The organism is Polaromonas sp. P4_H1, assembly GCF_056400945.1.
This window is the reverse complement of sequence record NZ_JBFUKG010000027.1, coordinates 16,584-34,138: the sequence shown is the minus strand read 5'-3', so window position 1 is coordinate 34,138 and position 17,555 is coordinate 16,584. Positions and strand designations below refer to the sequence as shown.

The following is a 17,555-nucleotide window of genomic DNA, read 5'->3' as shown; positions in this document are numbered from 1 at the left end:
GCGATCACTTTCAAAGCGCTTGCTCCAGCGATCGATGTAGCTGTCGCTGCAATCCAGCTTGGTGCGAATCTCCGCCCAAGTGAGCCCATCGGCCAGCAGCAGGATCAATCGGGCGTGGCGCGCCGAATCGGCTCGGGCGTTCCTCGCTGCAGCTTGCTGTTGAAGTTCCATGCGTTCGCTTTTGGTCAGTTTCATCGCAACCTCCATGGCCACAATGATACTTCCGTTTTAAACGTTACAGTCCACTAGCGCCCTCAGCCCTCAGCCCTGCACGAACAGGGTCACCAGCGGATCCGGCCCCACCTGGCGGCTCCAGTGGCCATGCACTGCCGCATCAAACGTGGCGCCCGGCGGAAGCAGGTCGGCCGAATAAAAATGCTCACCGGGTTTGAACACCCGTGACACCCCGCCCTGCAGACCAATCTCCATCTGGCCACCGAGAATGACGACCCACTGCGGCGTCCCCGTGCAATGAAACTGGCTGCGAAATCCCACCGGGCTGTGGCGTAGCTGGTAGCCTGTGGACGGAAGCACCGGCGACAGCAGCGCTTGCGGCGAGCCTTCCGTCAATGCGATCGCCTCCTCGCGGAATTTTGCGCGGCCGTCAGTGTCGGTGTAAAGGATGACTTTGGTGAAGGTGGTCAATGAAATCTCCGGTGTCGTCTTGGGATAGCCATCAAGGTCGGGGTTGCGCACATTGTCATGCCGCCGCAGGCGCATTGAAGTCGATGAGCACTTTCAGCGCCCGGCCCTTGTCGCCCGCCAGCTTGAAGGCATCCGCCGCCTGGTCGAACTTCAGGGTGTGCGTGATCACCGGCCGACCGTCGATGAGGCGCTGATTGAGAAAGCGCACCGCGACCGCAAACTCCTGATGAAAACGGAAGGTGCCGCGCACATCCAGTTCCTTGGCCACCAGCAGGTTCATCGGCACGCTGATATCACCGCCCAGCCCCACGATCACGACCACACCGCGCGGCGCCATCACGTCCAACCCGCCGCGCAAGGCCTTGTCGCTGCCGGATGCTTCGAACATCACCTCGATCATGCCCTTGTTGAGCGCATAAGGCGCCAGGCCGCCAGGCTGGCGGGCGAGATTGATGGTTTCGTCCGCACCCAGCGTTGCGGCGCAGGCCAGCGGCACGTCGGCAATGTCGGCTGCAATGATGTGCGCCGCGCCGGCACGCCGCAGGCCGGCGATCAACAGCAACCCGATCGGACCGCAGCCCGTGACGAGCACGCGCTTGCCGAATACCGAGCCAGCGCGCGTGATGGCATGCAGGCCGACCGACAGGGGCTCGGCCAGCGCCGCCTCGGCCAGCGGCAGGTCATCGGCGACCAGGTGGGCCTGGCTGGCATCGATCACCAGATGCTCGCGGAACGCGCCTTGCACATGGGGGAAGCGCATGGCACTGCCGTAAAAGCGCATTTCCATGCAGTGGTTCTGCAAACCCAGGTTGCAGTAGTGGCAGGTGCCGCAGGGCCGCGAGGGTGACACCGCAATGCGCTGGCCAACCCGGAATTGTGTGACGGCGCTGCCCACCGACTCGATCACCCCCGACACCTCGTGCCCCAGCACCATGGGCTCCCTGATGCGCACGGTGCCAAAGCCGCCGTGCTGGAAGTAGTGCAGGTCCGAGCCGCAGATGCCGCCGTAGGCAATGCGCACGCCGAGCTCGGTCGGGCCCGGCTGGTCGGACACGAAGGTGTCAAAGCGCAGATCCAGCGGAGCGTGGCAAACAAGTGCGCGCATGAATTTCTCCTCAAATAGCAAAGTCGGTCAAAAAAATCAAAAAGTTAAAGAGTCAGAGGGTGGCGGTCACGCCGCCGTCGACGTACAGGATGTGGCCGTTGACGAAGCTCGCTGCATCGCTGGCGAGGAACACTGCCGCGCCGCCCAGGTCTTCGACGTTGCCCCAGCGCCGGCTGGGCGTGCGTCCGATCAGCCAGGCGTTGAACTGCTCGTCGGCCACCAGCTTCTCGTTGAGTTCTGTCCTGAAATAGCCAGGCCCGAGGCCGTTGACATTGATGCCATGCGGGCCCCAGTCAATCGCCATGCCTTTGGTGAGCATCTTGACCGCACCCTTGCTCGCCGTATAGGGTGCGATGTTGGGCCGGCCCAGCTCGCTTTGCACCGAGCAGACGTTGATGATCCTGCCGCGGCGGCGCTCTATCATTTTGCGTGCCACGGCCCGGCCCATGAAGAACACGCTGTCGACGTTGGTGCGCATCAGCTCATGCCACTGCTCGGTGGAAAATTCGTGCAGGGCCATGCGGCGCTGCATTCCCGCGTTGTTCACGAGAATCTCGATGGCACCGAGGGTGCTCTCGATATCCTGCACCGCGGCCTCTACGGCCTCGGCCTGCGTGACATCAAACATCCGCGTGTGGACCTGCAGCCCTTCGCCGCGCAACACGCCTGCCGCCTGTTCCAGCCTGCCGGCGTCCCGGCCATTGATGACCAGGGTGGCGCCGGCCTGCCCAAGCGCGCGCGCCAGCGCGAAACCGATGCCGGCGGAAGACCCGGTGATCAGCGCGAGCCGGCCGTCCAGCCGGAAGGGATTCGAAGTACTCATGGGAGTGCTCGTGGGAGTGCTCATGAAAATGCTCATTCAGTGCGGTGGGAAACCGTCATCGCCACGGCAGCGGCAATGACATCGGGGGGTGTCGTGATGTTGAAGGCCAGTGCGTTCTCGCTGGCGTCGGGCGCCTCGAGTGTCGCCAACTGGCTGTCCAGCAAGGTGGCCGGCATGTAGTGACCAGCGCGCTGCGCCATTCGTTCGGCCAGCAGGGCCCGTTCGCCGTGCAGGTATACAAAACGCACGGTGGGCGAGCCCTGGCGCAGCACATCGCGGTACGAGCGTTTCAGGGCCGAACAGGAAAGCACCAGGCCGCGCCCCGCGAGGCGCGCCTCGCGGATACGACTGGCCAGCACCCCGAGCCAGCCCTCGCGGTCCGCATCGGTCAACGGCACGCCGGCGGCCATGCGCGCCACGTTCTCGGCCGAGTGGAGTTCATCGCCCTCGATAAACTCCAGTCCGAGGCGGGTGGCGAGCTGGAATGCAACAGTGCTCTTGCCGCAGCCGCTGACGCCCATCACGACAAAAATATCGGGCTCCATCACATGCGAAACGAAAGTGCGCTCTCCGCTCTCTTCAGTCAACCCGGTTGCCGCTGGCAGCATCGAACACGTGGGCCTTGTTGGCTGCGATCTCCAGCATGACAAGCTCGTCCGGCTGGACATTGGTACGCCCATGCATCACGACGATCAGCTGTTCATCGCCCACTTGCAGCAGCAGCTCGGTCTCTGCGCCGGTTGGCTCCACCACGATGACCTTGGCCGCGATGCCCTGGCCCGTGGTTGAAATCTTCAGGTCGCCCGGCCGGATGCCATAGTGCACCGCCTGCCCGTCGCGGCCCTGCTGGAGCGTGCCTACCGGCCAGCGGCTGCCCTGGGCCTCGACCCAGCCGCCGCCCTCGCCCTGACGCAATACACCCTTGAGCACGTTCATCGCCGGCGAACCGATGAACTGCGCAACAAACAGGTTGGTGGGCCGGTCGAACAGTTCCAGCGGCGTGCCTATCTGCTCGATGATGCCGTCATGCATGACGACAATGCGGTCGGCCATGGTCATGGCTTCGATCTGGTCGTGCGTGACGTAGACCGTCGTGGTCTTGAGCCGCTGGTGCAGCGCCTTGATTTCAGCGCGCATGGCCACGCGCAGCTTGGCATCCAGATTGGACAGCGGCTCGTCAAACAGGAAGACCTTGGGGTCGCGCACGATGGCCCGGCCCATCGCGACCCGCTGGCGCTGACCGCCCGAGAGTTCACGGGGAAAGCGATCCAGCAAGGGGTCAAGGTTCAGAATGCGCGCCGCATCACCAACGCGCTTGTTCGTCAGGTCGGCTTCAGCCTTGCGCAGCTTCAGGCTGAAAGCCATGTTGTCGCGCACCGTCATGTGCGGATACAGCGCGTAGCTCTGGAACACCATCGCGATGTCGCGGTCCTTGGAGTCGAGGTCGTTGACCATCTTGCCGTCGATGGCAATCTTGCCGCCGCTGATTTCCTCCAGCCCGGCCAGCATGCGCAGCAAGGTCGACTTGCCGCAGCCCGAGGGGCCCACCAGCACGACGAACTCGCCATCGGCAATGTCGAAGCTGATGCCGTGGATGATCTTGACCTTGCCGAAATTCTTTTCAATTTTCTGGAACGATACGGATGCCATGTGGCTGCCCTTTCTTGCTCAGCTCTTGACAGCGCCGGCCGTGAGGCCCGACACCATGTAGCGCTTGAATGTGTAATAGATTGCCGCCGGCGGCAGCGCGTAGATCAGGCCTGTCGTCATCAGCAGTTCCCACGGCGAATCGTCGGCCGACAGGAAGTTGCCGAGCGCCACGGCCAGGGTGACACTGGTGTCGTTGGACAGCAGCAGGAACGCATACAGGTACTCGTTCCAGGCCAGCAGCAACGCGTACGTACCCACGGCAACGAGCGATGGCACCATCAGCGGCAGGTAGACCAGGCGGAAAAGCTGCAGCGCCGTGGCGCCGTCCATCTTGGCCGCCTCGTCGAGTTCGTACGGCAGCTTGTCGGAGGCCTGCTTGAGCACCCAGATGCAATACGGCGAGGCGATCGTCACCATCGCCAGGATCAGCGCCCACTGGCTGTTGAGCAAGCCATAGTTGCCCATGGTCTTGTACATGGGCACGGCCAGGAACGCCGCCGGAATGAAGTAGGTGAACAAGGCCATGTTCATGACCGTGCGGCCGCCGGGAACCCTGAGCCGGCTGATCGCAAACGCTGCCGCCGTAGACACGGCCAGCGTCAGGAAACCGACCGACAGCGCAATCACCAGCGAGTTGCCCATCTGCACCCAGAAGTGGTCGAGGTAGAAGTGCTTCTGGTGAAAAACAAAAGAGAAGTTGTCCAGCGTCGGGTTTTTCGGCCAAAGTCGGCCCGAGGTCGCCTGGTCGCGCGGCGAGATGGCGAACAGCACCATGTGGTAGATCGGAGTGATGGTCCACAGGAGCAAGGGAATGCCGACCAGCAGCAGCCGGGCTTCGTTGGCGACCGCCTTGAGGGTGATGCGTTTCATTTGGAGCTCCGATGAGCTGCGTCCAGGAGAGCGAATACGCCCTCGGAGGCAGCGTAGTAAGCGCGGCGGTTGACATTTTTCCGCAGGGCCGCCCCAAGGAAAAAACGGCCCCCTCGGGGGGCAGCGCAGTACGCGCAGCGACAAGCGTGGGGGTTCATTTCGAGAGCCGTTTCATCATGAAATAGACCAGCGGGAGCACCAGCGGCAGCGCCACGACGATGGAAGCCAGCGACAGGTCGACCTGGTCCAGCCGCAGATAGCGGATGCCCAGCGTGGCCAGAACGTGGGTCAGGTCAGCCGGCCCGCCGCCCGTGAGCAGGTACACACTGTTGAAATCGCCCAGCGTCCAGATCATCGACAAAATGGTGGACGTCAGGTACAGCGAACGCATGGACGGCCAGGTGATGAAGCGGAACTTCTGCCAGCGCGAAGCGCCATCCACCGACGCCGCTTCGTATTGTTCGGCCGGAATCGCCATGCGGCCGGCCAGCAGGATCAGGGTCCAGAAGGGCAGCGATTTCCAGATGTGGGCCAGCATGGAAAACGACAGCGCCAGCGTCGGGTCATTGAGCCAGTTCGGGCCGTCGATGCCGGTCAGCTTGAAGATCAGGGTGTTGATCACGCCCCACTCGGGATTGAGCATGAAGCGCATCGACAGAATGGTCGGAATCGAGGGTACGGCCCAGGGCAGGATGAACACCAGCGACAGCCACTTGACCCACCAGCGCGTGTTCAGGAAGAAACCCGAGAGAAACAGCGCGACGATCATCTTCAGGTTGACCGAGACGACGATGAACACGACGCTGTTGACCACCGTGCGGAAAAAAATCGGATCGGCAAAAAGCCGTACATAGGTTTGCGGTTCCCGCGCCAGCCACAAACCGTAGCCTACCGGGTAAATCACAAACACCAGAAAAATCAGCAGATACGGAATGACCAGGATCATTCCCCACCGTTCCCACGACGTCATGCCCTTGCTGGCAGACCCCGCTGACGGGCTCACCTGGTCTACAGTGATAGTGCTCATGGCATCGCTCCTCGCGCAACCGCTCCCGCAAGGGGAACGGTTGCGCGACTTTCTTTAATGGACAGACTTGGCTCTTAGTTCGCGACGGTCTTGATGCGGGCGATCATTTCGTCGACCGCCTTGTCAACCGGCACTTTCTCGTTGAGAACCCGGTTCGCCGCCTTGGCCCAGACGTTCTCGTTGTTGAGAACGGTGAACTTGTAGTTCTTGGTGAACTCGAAATTCACCGTGCCGGCCGTGAACTGGTTGTACACGGCGGTGCGGTGCGGATCGGCTTTCCAGAACGGACGCTGCTGCGCCGTCTTCATCACCGGGAACCAGCGGCCCAACGAGCCCTCGACGTACGGCGTGAGGTTTTCCTCCTGCAGCAGGAAGGCCACAAACTCCTTGGCGCGGGCCTTGTTCTTGGCCTGGTTGAACACCACGCCGGTCTTGATCGCGGCACGATAGACCATCTTGCTGCCGTCAGGCTTGTTCGGGAAGCCGGCGGTGCGGATGCGCTCGGTGTAGTTCTTCTTGGCAACTTCGCGGTCCTCGGGCTTGAGTGCCGCGTTATTCATGTCATCAAGCCACTTCGCGGCGATGGAGATCGTGGCGTTGTGGGTCAGGATGGTGGTCTTGTTGTGAAACGCGACGTTGTTGTCCGGGTCTTTCCAGCTGGTGGAAGACGGCGGGGTGCAACCCTTGGTATACGGCTGGGTGTAGTCGGTCAGCGCCGCGATCAGCCCGGCGCGCACCTTGGGATCGTCGACCAGCAGTTTGCCGCTGTCACTGACCAGGCTCACGTTATGGGCATCCATGAAGGTCAGGAAGGAGTAGAACGAGTCGCTGGAGTCCACGCCCAGCGGCTGGCCAATGCCGAAGGTGCGGTTGCCGGTTTTTTGGCGATAGGCAGGCTGCACCTTGTCGCACCAGAAGGACCAGTAGTCCTTCCAGGCTGTCGGGATGTCCGACTCCTTGAACCCGGCCTCGGCCAGCATGTCACCCCAGTACTGGATGTGCATGGTCTGCTGCTTGATCGGGAAGGCGTAATAGGCCCGCGTCTTGGCAACGTCGTTGTACAGGAAGGCGGTTTCGACCGTATTGGGCGCAAAGCGCGCACGGATCGGGCTGATCACGCTGCTGATGTCTTCAAGCTTGCCGTCGAAGGCCCACTTGCCCGTGACCTGGAAATCGTAGACGTCGGCGTAGGCCACGTCGGGCGGGTTGCCGGAATCGAGCGCCGCCACGGTCTTCGGAATCATGTCCTGGATCGGGTATTGCGAGAGCTCGACCTTGACACCCTTGTGCTTGTCTTCATACTTCTTGATGGCCGCAAACAGGGCATCATCCTCGGCCTTGTAGAAGCCTTTGACCCACCAGATGGTGAGTTTCTCCTGGGCTGCTGCATGGCCGCCGGCTAAAAGCGCCGTGGTCATGAACGCCGCTGTGGCAAGTAGTTTGAACTTCATCGACAGTCTCCTTCTTTGGTTGGTGAGGAAAGGCTTGCGGGAATCAGGCCGCCTTCAGCGGCAAAGCGGGTCGGTGGACGCGTGGCAGGCGGCGGCGCGAACCAAGCACCTGCTCGATGTCCTTGTGCGCCCCTTCGATCAACACCAGCACGGCGCGCTCGGCCTTGGCCGGATCGCGCGCCACCACGGCATCGAGCACAGCACGGTGCAAGGGCAGCGAGCTGCGCGGACCGTCCTTCTTGCTCGTGGAAATTTCGAAACTGGTGCGCAGCAGCGCGCCCAGCGCCTTGCTCATCTGCACCAGCATGCGGTTGTGCGAGGCACGCAACAGCCCCTGGTGAAAACGCAGGTCGCTGGTCACATAGTCGCCGCCACCCATCACGGCGCGGTGCATGCCGGCATAGGCCTCTTCGATTTCAGCAATGTCGGCATCGGTAGCACGGGTCGCCGCCAGCTTCACGGCCGCCGGCTCCACCACCAGGCGCAGGTCCTGCAGGTCGCGGATGAACTCGGGTGACAGGCCGGCGCGCGACTGCCACGCAATCACGTCAGGGTCGAACCAGTTCCATTGGTCGGACGGCAGCACATGCGTGCCGACTTTGGGGCCGGTATGGATCAGACCCTTGGCAACCAGCGACTTGACGGACTCGCGCACCACCGTGCGGCTGACACCCAGCTGCTCGCACAGCACCGGCTCGGGCGGGATCGACTGGCCGACCGCATAGCGGCCCGCGACAATGGCTTCGCCTAGCAGGTCTACCGTGTTGCCGTGGACGTTTTTGATCATGTGCTGGAAGTGAGTTTCGTTGCTATCATATGATGATTAGAAGCCCGAAAACCTATGGAAAACCCGAGGCTTTTACTGGCATTCGGGTACTGGTGTGAGCAGGGCTTCCCCGGCAAAATGGGCGCGCAGATTGGCCGCGGCCAGATCGGCCATGGCGCCGCGTGTCTGCCGCGTGGCGCTGCCAATGTGCGGCGCCAGCACCACGTTGTCCATGGCCCACAGCGCGGGCGGCACGTTCGGCTCGTTTTCGAACACATCCAGGCCGGCACCGGCGATCACGCCCTGCTGCAGCGCTTCCACCAGCGCCGCTTCATCGACCACCGAGCCACGCGCCACATTGATCAGGTAGCCCTGCGGGCCCAGCGCCTTGAGTACACCGGCATTGATCAATTTGCGGGTACCAGCGCCGCCGGGCGTGATCAGCACCAGAAAATCAACCTCGGCCGCCAGCGCCTGCGCGCTCGGGTAATAGGCATAGGCCAGTTCCGCCTTGCGGCTGCGGGCGGTGTAGGCCACCGACATGCCGAAGGCCTCTGCGCGGGTGGCGATGGCCTGCCCAATGCGGCCCAGACCCACGATGCCCAGCCGCGCCCCGGATACCTTGCGCGCCAGCGGCATCGGCCCCTCCGGCCAGCGGCCGCTGCGCACATACTGGTCGGCTTGCGGTATGCGGCGCGCCACGCTCAGCATCAAGCCGATCGCCAGATCGGCCACGTCGTCATTCAGCACGCCGGGCGTGTGCGTCACCTGGATGTTGCGCTCCAGCGCCGCAGCGACATCCACGCCGTCGTAACCCACGCCCATGATGGAAATCATTTCCAGCGCAGGCAACTGCTCCATCAGCGAACGCGGCACCCTGGACTCGCCGCTGCCGGCGATGGCGCGGATACGTCCGGCGGCAGCGGCAAATGCCGCCGGGTCGGTTTGATGGATTTGTTCATGCACGACAAAAAACTCGCGCAGGGGCTCAATCAGGTAAGGCGGCAGCTTGGCGACGGCCAGGATTTCGGGTTTGGGCAAGGGAATCTCCTCAGTTCAACAGGCTTGACGAATTGCCATAATGGGGCATTAGGTCTTATCATCATACGATTGAGTCCCGATTGACATCCATGCAAACCCTGAATCCTTTACGGAAACTTTTACGGAAACGCAGCACATCATGAGTAACCAGACACCCAAAAAGAAACCCGAAGAATTACGCAGCCAGCAATGGTTTGGGCGGCAGGACCGCGACGGCTTTGCCTACCGCAGTTGGGTCAAGGGCAAGGGCGTGCCGCATGACCAGTTCGACGGCCGCCCCGTCATCGGCATCTGCAACACCTTCAGCGAACTCACCCCCTGCAACAGCCACTTCCGCACCATTGCGGAGCAGGTCAAGATCGGCGTGTACGAGGCCGGTGGTTTTCCGCTGGAGTTTCCGGTGATGTCGCTGGGCGAGACCCTGCTGCGCCCGACCGCCATGCTCTACCGCAACCTGGCCAGCATGGACGTGGAAGAAAGCATTCGTGGCAACCCGATTGACGGCGTGGTGCTGCTGATGGGCTGCGACAAGACCACCCCCGCCCTGGTCATGGGCGCTTCCAGCGTCGACCTGCCCACGGTCGGTGTCAGCGGCGGCCCCATGCTCAGCGGCAAGTGGCGCGGCCAGGAGCTCGGCTCCGGCACCGGCGTGTGGAGCATGAGCGAGCAGGTACGCGCCGGCACGCTCAAGCTGCAGGATTTCTTTGAGGCTGAAAGTTGCATGCACCGCAGCCACGGCCACTGCATGACCATGGGCACAGCCTCCACCATGGCCAGCATGGTCGAAGCGCTGGGCATAGGCCTGCCCGGCAACGCCGCCTACCCGGCGGTGGACGGCCGGCGCAACGTGCTGGCCCGCATGGCCGGTCGGCGGGCGGTCGAGATGGTGCACGAAGACCTCACGCTCTCCAAGATCCTGACACGCGAAGCGTTTGAAAACGCCATCAAGACGCTGGCGGCCATTGGCGGCTCCACCAACGCCGTGATTCACCTGATTGCCATTGCCGGGCGCATTGGCGTGAAGCTGACGGTCGACGACTTTGACCGGCTGGCCAGCGAACTGCCCTGTCTCGTCAACCTGCAGCCTTCCGGCAAATACCTGATGGAAGATTTCTGTTACGCCGGTGGCCTGCCGGTGGTAATGAAGGAAATTGCGCAGCACCTGCACACCGATGTCATCACGGCCAACGGCAAAACCATTGGCGAGAACATCGCCGACGCCGAGAACTACAACACTGACGTGATCATGCCGCTGAGCACGCCATTCAAGGACAAGGCGGGCATTGCCGTGCTGCGCGGCAACCTCTCGCCGCGCGGCGCCGTCATCAAGCCCAGCGCCGCCACGCCTGAACTGATGGTGCACAAGGGCCGGGCTGTGGTGTTTGAAACCATTGAAGACTTCCACGCACGCATCGATGACGAGGACCTCGACATCGACGAGAACTGCGTGATGGTGCTGAAAAATTGCGGCCCCAAGGGCTACCCCGGCATGGCCGAGGTAGGCAACATGCCGCTGCCGCCCAAAGTACTGCGCAAGGGCATTACCGACATGGTGCGCATCAGCGATGCCCGCATGAGCGGCACCGCTTACGGTACCGTCGTGCTGCACACGGCGCCCGAAGCGGCGGCGGGTGGCCCGCTGGCGCTGGTCCAGAACGGCGACATCATTGAACTCGACGTACCCAACCGCCGACTGCACCTGCACGTGAGCGACGAAGAACTCGCCAGACGCATGGCCGACTGGAAGGCACCGGCGCCGCCGCTGACGTCTGGCTACTGGAAACTTTACATTGACCATGTGCTGCAGGCCGACGAGGGCGTGGACCTGGACTTCCTGGTGGGCAAGCGCGGCGCTTTTGTCCCGAGGGATAATCACTGACTTTTCCCGCGAGGCAATCACTGCATTGCCTTGCGCCGCAAGCACCGGTCGGCGCCGCGCTGGCAGTTACCATGGGTGCAGCTGGCGCGTCCCGGCCCCCATCACAAGCCTGAAGGACGCCCCGGCCGCTGTCTTTTTCAGGAAGTTCAATGCAAGCCAGGAAATTTGATGGTGTCGCACATGGCGACACCATCTCCCAAGTCAACCCGATCCATACGGGAGCCACCGAAAACCGGTGCGGCCTGATCGGCGCCGCATCGCTGTCGCTCCCCCCGCACACGAGGACCTTGCCATGAGCTCCCTGCTGGCGGTTGACTGGGGCACGTCCTCGCTGCGCGGTGCCCTGCTGGCGCCCGACGGCCAGGTGCTGGAAGAGCGCGCCTTTGCGCGCGGCATCCTGACCGTCGCGCCAGGTGAGTTTCCTGCGGTGTTTGACAGCTGCTTTGGCGCATGGATGAACCCGAAAACGCTGTGCCTGATCTCCGGCATGGCTGGCAGCCAGCAAGGCTGGCTGGAGGCGCCCTACTGTCCCTGCCCTGCGGGCTTCGACAGCATTGCCGGTCAGCTTGCGTGGGTGGAGCCGGGCCGCATCGCCATCGTGCCCGGCTTGTGCATTGAAGCCGGCGGTGTACCTGACGTGATGCGCGGAGAAGAAACGCAGGTGTTCGGCGCCCTGCAGCTGCTGGGGCTGGACAACGCCCGGCTGGTATTGCCCGGCACGCACAGCAAATGGGTCACCGTTGCCAACCGCCGCGTCACCGGTTTTTCGACCTGGATGACCGGCGAGTTCTATGCCCTGCTGCGCCAGCATTCCCTCCTGGCGCGCACGCTGCCAGAGAAGGACACTGCGCCAGACGCGGGCGCTTTTGCGCAGGGCGTTGCCCATGCGCTACGCGGCGAGGGCCTGCTGCACACGGCGTTCAGCACGCGGACCCTGTCACTCTTCAAGCGCATGGCCACCGACGCATTGCCCAGCTACCTGTCGGGGCTGGTCATTGGCGAAGAACTGAAGTCCCAAACCCTGCAACGCGGCGATACCGTGGTGGTCATGGGCGCGCCAGCGCTGACCGCCCGTTATGAGCAGGCGCTTGCGCAGCTGGGTGTCACGGTCCAGCGCGTCGGCGACGGCGCCACCTGGCGTGGCCTGCGCGCCATTGCCGACACCCTGCCCCACCCTTGAAAGCCACACCAATCACCATGAACGCCCATCAAAAATTTTCCAATGCCCTGCAGACTGTTCCGCTGGTCGCCATCTTGCGCGGACTGCAGCCTGCAGAGGCCCTGCCGGTCGGCCAGGCCCTGGTGTCCAACGGCTGGACACTGATTGAAATCCCCCTGAATTCGCCGCAGCCGCTGGACAGCATTGCGGCCATGGCGAGCGCATACCCCCAGGCGCTGGTCGGCGCCGGGACCGTGCTCACGCCTGACGATGTACGCAATGTGCAGGCGGCCGGCGGCCAGCTGATTGTCTCGCCCAACTTCAACCCCGCGGTCGTGCGTGAGGCCGCGCGTCTGGGCATGGTCTGCCTGCCTGGCGTGATGACGGCCAGCGAAGCGTTTGGCGCGCTGGAGGCTGGTGCCAGCGGCCTGAAGATTTTCCCCGCCGAAATGATCACGCCCGCCGTGGTGAAGGCACTGCGCGCGGTGTTGCCGGCCAGCACCGTGGTGCTGCCGGTGGGCGGCATCACGCCCGACAACATGGGCCCTTACCTCGCTGCGGGCGCCAACGGTTTTGGCATCGGGTCCGCACTATACAAACCCGGCACGCCTGCCGCCGACGTGGCAGAAAATGCCCTGAAATTCATGGCAGCCTGCGCTGGTACCATCCGGGCATGAACGCTCCAACACCCAGGCCATCCTCCCTCATTTCATTCGGGCTGGCCGGCCGCGTCTGTATCGTCACCGGTGGCGCGCAGGGCATTGGCGAGGCCTGCATCCGGCGCTTTGCGCGCGAACAGGCCGAGGTGGTCATTGCTGATATCGACGACGCCAGAGGCGCTGCGCTGGCCCGTGAAGTGGGCGGCCTGTATGTGCACTGCGATGTGGGCGACAAGACCCAGGTCGACGCACTGGTGGCGCAAACCATCGCCGCGCACGGCCGAATTGATGTGCTGGTAAACAATGCCGGCATTTTCCGGGCCGCCGATTTTCTGGAAGTCACGGAAGCCGACTTCGACGCGGTCCTGCGCATCAACCTCAAAGGCTCATTTCTCGTGGGCCAGGCCGTGGCGCGCGAAATGGCCAAAACCGAAGCAAGACCAGGCGTCGGCGGGTCCGCCTCGCGGGGCAGCATCGTCAACATGAGCTCGGTCAACAGCGTGCTCACGATTCCCACGATTGCCAGTTACAACGTCAGCAAGGGCGGCATCAACCAGCTCACGCGTGTGATGGCGCTGGCGCTGGTGGACAAAGGCATACGCGTCAATGCCGTGGCCCCCGGCACCATCGCCACCGACCTGGCCGCCAAAGCCGTGCTGACCAGCGAAGAGGCCAAAGCCCGCATCATGAGCCGCACGCCGATGAAGCGCCTGGGTGAACCGTCGGAAATTGCCGACACGGTCGCCTACCTGGCCAGCGATGCCGCCAGCTACATCACCGGTGAAATCGTGATGGTTGACGGCGGGCGGATGACGCTGAATTACACAGTTCCGGTCTGAGGAACAAGCACCGCTCGCGGCAGGTTTGCGTTCCTGTGCCGCCCGGCCGGAAGCAGGGCATCGGACGACAGGCGCACGCTCCATTTTGAACGGACCGATTCCAGCAGTGCGCGAGAACCGGCACCCGTCCGTATCTGGGAAGACTGGAATGACTGGAAAGACGCCAACTCTGCCTGATTTTTTTTGAGTTATGGCGCTTGTCCTGTACACGCATGATCCGATTCCGCCGTTATGGAGGTATCCGCAAAATGCGAGGAATCCATCACCATGCAAGTTCACGCAGAACAAGTCAAACGGGTCGATAAAGCACACCGCGCCGACGAGCAAATATTGCTGCTGGCAGAGGTCGATTTCAAGTGGCTCATGGCTGGGCTCGGCTGGTGGATTGACGCGGCCCGCTTTCATAGCGACCCGGCCTATGCCGCCGGCCTCCTGCGATTGGCCATGGCATCGCCTTCTTTTGCGCTGCGGGACTGTGCCGCTTCGTTGCAGGCTCAAATGAGCCGCCCTGCTGCATGCAACGCCGGGCGAGCCGGCCCCTGACGAGCCACGATCCAGATATATAGACGTACAGATGTACAGACGTCCATCATCCCGGAACCTTGACCAGGGAGGGTTGCGGCCTCAGTCACAGCACCCGAACTGCTCCTGCTGTGGCGGGCACTTGACGGAGCCGTAGGAGCAATAAACGCAGCAGTCGCCAGCCTTGGGCCTCAGCATCGCCTTGCAGTTTTCGCATTCATGGAAAAACTGGCAGGCATCGGTTGGCATGGTCTCCCGTTTTGCATGGCCGCACAGCGGACACGTCAGGATCGACTCAAGGATTGGCCTGTTCATGCGGACGGCCCCATCGCACTATCCCGATTGCCCGGTCCTGAAAAGGCAGGTCCTGGGGCCCGAAGCACTACTCGCCCGTCGCCGGATGACCCGTCACCCTTTCACGCCCGCAATGTAGTGTTCGAGCTGCTGGATGATGAAACTCTGCTCAGAGATGATGTCCTTGACCAGATCACCGATGGAAACCAGGCCGATGAGCTTGCCGTTGTCTATGACGGGCAGGTGGCGAAGGCGCTTGTCTGTCATCAGCGCCATGCATTCCTCGTTGGTATGGCCAGGGCCCACGTACTGCACCGGTGAACTCATGATGTCGCGCACCGGCGTTTCCCTGGACAAGCGGTCCACCAGGAGCATTTTCCGGGTGCAATCGCGTTCGCTGATGACGCCCACGAACTCTTCGCCGTCCAGCACCAGGAGCGCACCGAGGTTCTTCTCCGTCATCAGCTTGACGGCATCCCGTACCGGCGCCGACGGGGAGACGGTGTAGACCTTGTGATCTGCCTTCGACTTGAGGATTTGTGCAACGTCTTTCATGGCTTTTCCTTCGCGGTCTGCAGCCGTTGAACACCATCACGCACCATCACGGCGACGGGTGCGGGTAAGCTGGCTTCCCGATCCGAATAAAGCGCTCGCGCTGATCACCCGCATCGCATCCACCACGGCGGTCACGTCTGGCAACCAGTGATGATCGCCTCTCAATTTCATTCTAGGTGTCGTCATGCCCCTCGTCAAACGGGCTCAACGGCCCCCGCACTGCAACCCCACAGATCCAGACATGAACGCATGCCTTCGCGTCCCTGGTGGCGTTGCCAAGCCCTGTCGGCGTGCCCGCATGCGGAGCCGGAAATCCTTTAAAAAAACCGCGCCATCAGGGGGCCTAAAATTTCGTATGACCTCTGACACCACCGCAGCTGATAAAACGACGTCGCCCGGGGCGGCCGCCGGCCTTTTCACGGATGACATTCACACCGTCCGCTGCGCCTGGTGCCAGTCCACGCCGCTGTATCGCCACTACCACGACAGCGAGTGGGGTTTCCCGGTGGCGGACGAGCGCCGGCTGTTCGAAAAAATCTGCCTTGAGGGTTTTCAGGCGGGCCTGAGCTGGCTGACCATCCTGAACAAGCGCGAGGCCTTTCGCAGCGCTTTTGCCAATTTCGAGGCGGAACAGGTGGCCGAATTTGGCGAGAGTGACGCCAAGCGCCTGCTGGGCGATGCCGGCATCGTGCGGCACGCCGGCAAGATTGCCTCGACCATCAACAACGCCCGGCGTGTGATCGAACTGCGCCGCGAATTCGGATCGCTGGGCGCCTTTGTCTGGCGGCTGGAGCCCGAGGCGGCCAGCCGGCCCGAGCGCATCACGCAGGAAGCCGTCAGGGCCATGCCGGTTTCAGCCGCCGCCACCGCGCTGTCAAAGGACCTCAAGAAACGCGGCTGGACCTTTGTGGGGCCGACCACGCTGTATGCCTTCATGCAGGCCATGGGTCTGGTCAATGATCATCTGGAGGGCTGCGCCAGCCGGCAAAAGGCCCTGGCCGCCCGGGCAGCCTTCAAGCCACCGTGCTAGTGCAGTGTTGCATGCTTGATGGGACAAATAAAAGCGATGGATTTTGGGTCAGGGCAAGGCGCAAACCACAGCGATACCCGAGGTATCGCGCGGATTTGCAACGCCGCCATGACGCAAAAGACGCGGTTTTATGTTCCAGATAGCATGCAACACTGCACTACCGTGAGGCCCCGCGTGGCATCCGCCCGCCCGGCCCCTTCCCTTCCTCCCTGCTATAGCCAGCGTGCGCGCTTGAAGCGCCGATAGAGCAGCGCGCAGGCAATGGCAATCATGCCCAGCGCCATCAGATAGCCGTAGCGCCACTTGAGTTCGGGCATGTTTTCAAAGTTCATGCCCCAGATGCCCGCAAACGCGGTGCACACCGCAAAAATACTGGCCCAGGCCGCCAGGCGTTTGGTGACTTCACTCTCTTCAATCGTGACCATCGCCAGGTTGACCTGGATAGCCGTGCCAATGGTGTCCCGCATGTTGTCAATCAATGCATTGATGCGCGTCAGGTGGTCACCCACATCGCGAAAATACTCCTGCACGCCGGCGCAGATATGCGGCACCCGGCCACCATGCAGCTTGCTTGCGCCTTCCAGCAGCGGCGCCACCGCATGCTTGAGCACCATCACCCGGCCCTTGAGCTCATACAGCCGCTCGATGTTGGAGCGGGCCGAGTCTTTTAAAAAGATGTCCCGTTCGATGATTTCCAGCTCGGTCTCGAGTTGGTCGATGATGGGAAAGTAGCGGTCCACCACTGCATCCATCAGTGCATACAGCACAAAGCCGGAGCCATGCCGCAGCAGTTCGGGCTCCCCCTCGCAGCGAGCGCGTACACCCAGGAAGCCCTTCTGGCTGCGGTTGCGCACCGAGAGCACATAGTTGCTCCCGGTGAACACATCGACCTCGCCGATGTTGAGTTCGCCGGGATGGTCCGGCACCGGCTCGACCAGTTGCAGCACGGAAAACAGCGAAGCGCCATACTCCTCGATTTTGGGCCGCTGATGGCCATGCCGCGAATCTTCAACCGCCAGCTCATGCAGTCCGAATTCATGCTGCATTTCCTCGAGTTCTTCCGGCGTGGCGTCCTGCAGCGCCACCCATACAAAGGCATCGGGGTGCGAAAGATATTCGCTGATCTCGCTGACGGGAATGTCAGCCAGTTTGGTGCCGTTCTGGTAGACCACGCAATTGATGAGCATAGGAGGCGTCGCCGGAATAAGCAGCCGAATTAAGCAGCCGAAATAAGCAGATT

General features: G+C 62.5%; 20 protein-coding genes. 6 read left to right on the top strand and 14 right to left on the bottom strand.

Going from position 1 to position 17,555, the window contains the following annotated elements; translation table 11 throughout:
- The 11 genes from AC1DS5_RS24190 to AC1DS5_RS24140 form a co-directional block, all read right to left on the bottom strand.
- Positions 1-195, bottom strand: a 195-nt coding sequence (locus tag AC1DS5_RS24190; RefSeq protein WP_477720050.1) for a helix-turn-helix domain-containing protein, incomplete at its 3' end; no start/stop codon positions are given.
- A gap of 66 nt (positions 196-261) precedes the next feature.
- Positions 262-645: a cupin domain-containing protein gene (locus AC1DS5_RS24185; protein ID WP_477720785.1), complete on the bottom strand. Its 384-nt coding sequence runs from the start codon at positions 643-645 to the stop codon at positions 262-264.
- A 55-nt stretch (positions 646-700) separates the two neighbouring features.
- On the bottom strand, positions 701-1,750 hold the full coding sequence (locus AC1DS5_RS24180; RefSeq protein ID WP_477720784.1) for an L-idonate 5-dehydrogenase: 1,050 nt from the start codon (positions 1,748-1,750) through the stop codon (positions 701-703).
- A 52-nt stretch (positions 1,751-1,802) separates the two neighbouring features.
- Positions 1,803-2,573, bottom strand: a complete 771-nt coding sequence (locus AC1DS5_RS24175) for a glucose 1-dehydrogenase (protein ID WP_477720783.1) — start codon at positions 2,571-2,573, stop codon at positions 1,803-1,805.
- A gap of 32 nt (positions 2,574-2,605) precedes the next feature.
- Complete coding sequence (locus AC1DS5_RS24170; protein WP_477720782.1) at positions 2,606-3,160, bottom strand: gluconokinase; 555 nt, start codon at positions 3,158-3,160, stop codon at positions 2,606-2,608.
- Positions 3,153-4,223 carry an ABC transporter ATP-binding protein gene (locus AC1DS5_RS24165; protein WP_477720781.1) on the bottom strand — a complete coding sequence of 357 codons (1,071 nt, stop codon included), beginning with the start codon at positions 4,221-4,223 and terminating at the stop codon, positions 3,153-3,155. Before AC1DS5_RS24165 ends, AC1DS5_RS24170 begins: the two co-directional genes overlap by 8 nt.
- An 18-nt stretch (positions 4,224-4,241) precedes the next feature.
- The gene (locus AC1DS5_RS24160) at positions 4,242-5,093 is read right to left on the bottom strand and encodes a carbohydrate ABC transporter permease (RefSeq protein WP_477720780.1); all 852 of its coding nucleotides are present in this window, start codon (positions 5,091-5,093) and stop codon (positions 4,242-4,244) included.
- 154 nt (positions 5,094-5,247) lie between these two features.
- On the bottom strand, positions 5,248-6,120 hold the full coding sequence (locus AC1DS5_RS24155) for a carbohydrate ABC transporter permease (protein WP_477720779.1): 873 nt from the start codon (positions 6,118-6,120) through the stop codon (positions 5,248-5,250).
- A gap of 74 nt (positions 6,121-6,194) precedes the next feature.
- Positions 6,195-7,571, bottom strand: a complete 1,377-nt coding sequence (locus AC1DS5_RS24150; protein WP_477720778.1) for an ABC transporter substrate-binding protein — start codon at positions 7,569-7,571, stop codon at positions 6,195-6,197.
- A 43-nt stretch (positions 7,572-7,614) separates the two neighbouring features.
- Entirely contained in the window at positions 7,615-8,358 is a 744-nt protein-coding gene (locus AC1DS5_RS24145; protein WP_477720777.1) for a FadR/GntR family transcriptional regulator, read from the bottom strand.
- A gap of 72 nt (positions 8,359-8,430) precedes the next feature.
- Positions 8,431-9,378: a 2-hydroxyacid dehydrogenase gene (locus AC1DS5_RS24140; protein WP_477720776.1), complete on the bottom strand. Its 948-nt coding sequence runs from the start codon at positions 9,376-9,378 to the stop codon at positions 8,431-8,433.
- 139 nt (positions 9,379-9,517) lie between these two features.
- Here AC1DS5_RS24140 and AC1DS5_RS24135 point away from each other — a divergent pair, with 139 nt between their 5' ends.
- The 5 genes from AC1DS5_RS24135 (at position 9,518) to AC1DS5_RS24115 (ending at position 14,457) form a co-directional block, all read left to right on the top strand.
- Positions 9,518-11,257 (top strand): IlvD/Edd family dehydratase, encoded by a 1,740-nt coding sequence (locus AC1DS5_RS24135; protein WP_477720775.1) that lies wholly within the window; start codon positions 9,518-9,520, stop codon positions 11,255-11,257.
- Positions 11,258-11,549: 292 nt separating this feature from the next.
- On the top strand, positions 11,550-12,437 hold the full coding sequence (locus tag AC1DS5_RS24130) for a 2-dehydro-3-deoxygalactonokinase (RefSeq protein ID WP_477720774.1): 888 nt from the start codon (positions 11,550-11,552) through the stop codon (positions 12,435-12,437).
- A gap of 17 nt (positions 12,438-12,454) precedes the next feature.
- Positions 12,455-13,093, top strand: a complete 639-nt coding sequence (locus tag AC1DS5_RS24125) for a 2-dehydro-3-deoxy-6-phosphogalactonate aldolase (RefSeq protein ID WP_477720773.1) — start codon at positions 12,455-12,457, stop codon at positions 13,091-13,093.
- On the top strand, positions 13,090-13,914 hold the full coding sequence (locus AC1DS5_RS24120; RefSeq protein ID WP_477720772.1) for an SDR family NAD(P)-dependent oxidoreductase: 825 nt from the start codon (positions 13,090-13,092) through the stop codon (positions 13,912-13,914). The genes AC1DS5_RS24125 and AC1DS5_RS24120 overlap by 4 nt, the downstream gene beginning before the upstream one ends.
- 267 nt (positions 13,915-14,181) lie before the next feature.
- A complete protein-coding gene (locus AC1DS5_RS24115) occupies positions 14,182-14,457 on the top strand; it encodes a hypothetical protein (protein ID WP_477720771.1) in 276 nt (91 codons plus the stop codon).
- An 81-nt stretch (positions 14,458-14,538) separates the two neighbouring features.
- Here AC1DS5_RS24115 and AC1DS5_RS24110 read toward each other — a convergent pair whose 3' ends face one another.
- Positions 14,539-14,751 carry a GDCCVxC domain-containing (seleno)protein gene (locus AC1DS5_RS24110; RefSeq protein WP_477720770.1) on the bottom strand — a complete coding sequence of 71 codons (213 nt, stop codon included), beginning with the start codon at positions 14,749-14,751 and terminating at the stop codon, positions 14,539-14,541.
- A 93-nt stretch (positions 14,752-14,844) separates the two neighbouring features.
- The gene (locus AC1DS5_RS24105) at positions 14,845-15,285 is read right to left on the bottom strand and encodes a CBS domain-containing protein (RefSeq protein WP_477720769.1); all 441 of its coding nucleotides are present in this window, start codon (positions 15,283-15,285) and stop codon (positions 14,845-14,847) included.
- A gap of 355 nt (positions 15,286-15,640) precedes the next feature.
- Between AC1DS5_RS24105 and AC1DS5_RS24100 the strand changes: the two genes are divergently transcribed.
- Positions 15,641-16,315: a DNA-3-methyladenine glycosylase I gene (locus AC1DS5_RS24100; RefSeq protein WP_477720768.1), complete on the top strand. Its 675-nt coding sequence runs from the start codon at positions 15,641-15,643 to the stop codon at positions 16,313-16,315.
- A 212-nt stretch (positions 16,316-16,527) separates the two neighbouring features.
- Here AC1DS5_RS24100 and AC1DS5_RS24095 read toward each other — a convergent pair whose 3' ends face one another.
- On the bottom strand, positions 16,528-17,502 hold the full coding sequence (locus AC1DS5_RS24095; protein ID WP_477720767.1) for a magnesium and cobalt transport protein CorA: 975 nt from the start codon (positions 17,500-17,502) through the stop codon (positions 16,528-16,530).
- Between the last annotated feature and the right edge of the window lie 53 nt (positions 17,503-17,555).

Coding starts and splice junctions, on each gene's coding strand:
- AC1DS5_RS24150 (WP_477720778.1), bottom strand. CDS start 7,571: ATGAAGTTCAAACTACTTGCCACAGCGGCGTTCATGACCACGGCGCTT.
- AC1DS5_RS24105 (WP_477720769.1), bottom strand. CDS start 15,285: ATGAAAGACGTTGCACAAATCCTCAAGTCGAAGGCAGATCACAAGGTC.
- AC1DS5_RS24095 (WP_477720767.1), bottom strand. CDS start 17,502: ATGCTCATCAATTGCGTGGTCTACCAGAACGGCACCAAACTGGCTGAC.
- AC1DS5_RS24100 (WP_477720768.1), top strand. CDS start 15,641: ATGACCTCTGACACCACCGCAGCTGATAAAACGACGTCGCCCGGGGCG.
- AC1DS5_RS24130 (WP_477720774.1), top strand. CDS start 11,550: ATGAGCTCCCTGCTGGCGGTTGACTGGGGCACGTCCTCGCTGCGCGGT.
- AC1DS5_RS24135 (WP_477720775.1), top strand. CDS start 9,518: ATGAGTAACCAGACACCCAAAAAGAAACCCGAAGAATTACGCAGCCAG.
- AC1DS5_RS24120 (WP_477720772.1), top strand. CDS start 13,090: ATGAACGCTCCAACACCCAGGCCATCCTCCCTCATTTCATTCGGGCTG.
- AC1DS5_RS24160 (WP_477720780.1), bottom strand. CDS start 5,093: ATGAAACGCATCACCCTCAAGGCGGTCGCCAACGAAGCCCGGCTGCTG.
- AC1DS5_RS24110 (WP_477720770.1), bottom strand. CDS start 14,751: ATGAACAGGCCAATCCTTGAGTCGATCCTGACGTGTCCGCTGTGCGGC.
- AC1DS5_RS24115 (WP_477720771.1), top strand. CDS start 14,182: ATGCAAGTTCACGCAGAACAAGTCAAACGGGTCGATAAAGCACACCGC.
- AC1DS5_RS24175 (WP_477720783.1), bottom strand. CDS start 2,573: ATGAGTACTTCGAATCCCTTCCGGCTGGACGGCCGGCTCGCGCTGATC.
- AC1DS5_RS24125 (WP_477720773.1), top strand. CDS start 12,455: ATGAACGCCCATCAAAAATTTTCCAATGCCCTGCAGACTGTTCCGCTG.
- AC1DS5_RS24165 (WP_477720781.1), bottom strand. CDS start 4,223: ATGGCATCCGTATCGTTCCAGAAAATTGAAAAGAATTTCGGCAAGGTC.
- AC1DS5_RS24145 (WP_477720777.1), bottom strand. CDS start 8,358: ATGATCAAAAACGTCCACGGCAACACGGTAGACCTGCTAGGCGAAGCC.
- AC1DS5_RS24155 (WP_477720779.1), bottom strand. CDS start 6,120: ATGAGCACTATCACTGTAGACCAGGTGAGCCCGTCAGCGGGGTCTGCC.
- AC1DS5_RS24180 (WP_477720784.1), bottom strand. CDS start 1,750: ATGCGCGCACTTGTTTGCCACGCTCCGCTGGATCTGCGCTTTGACACC.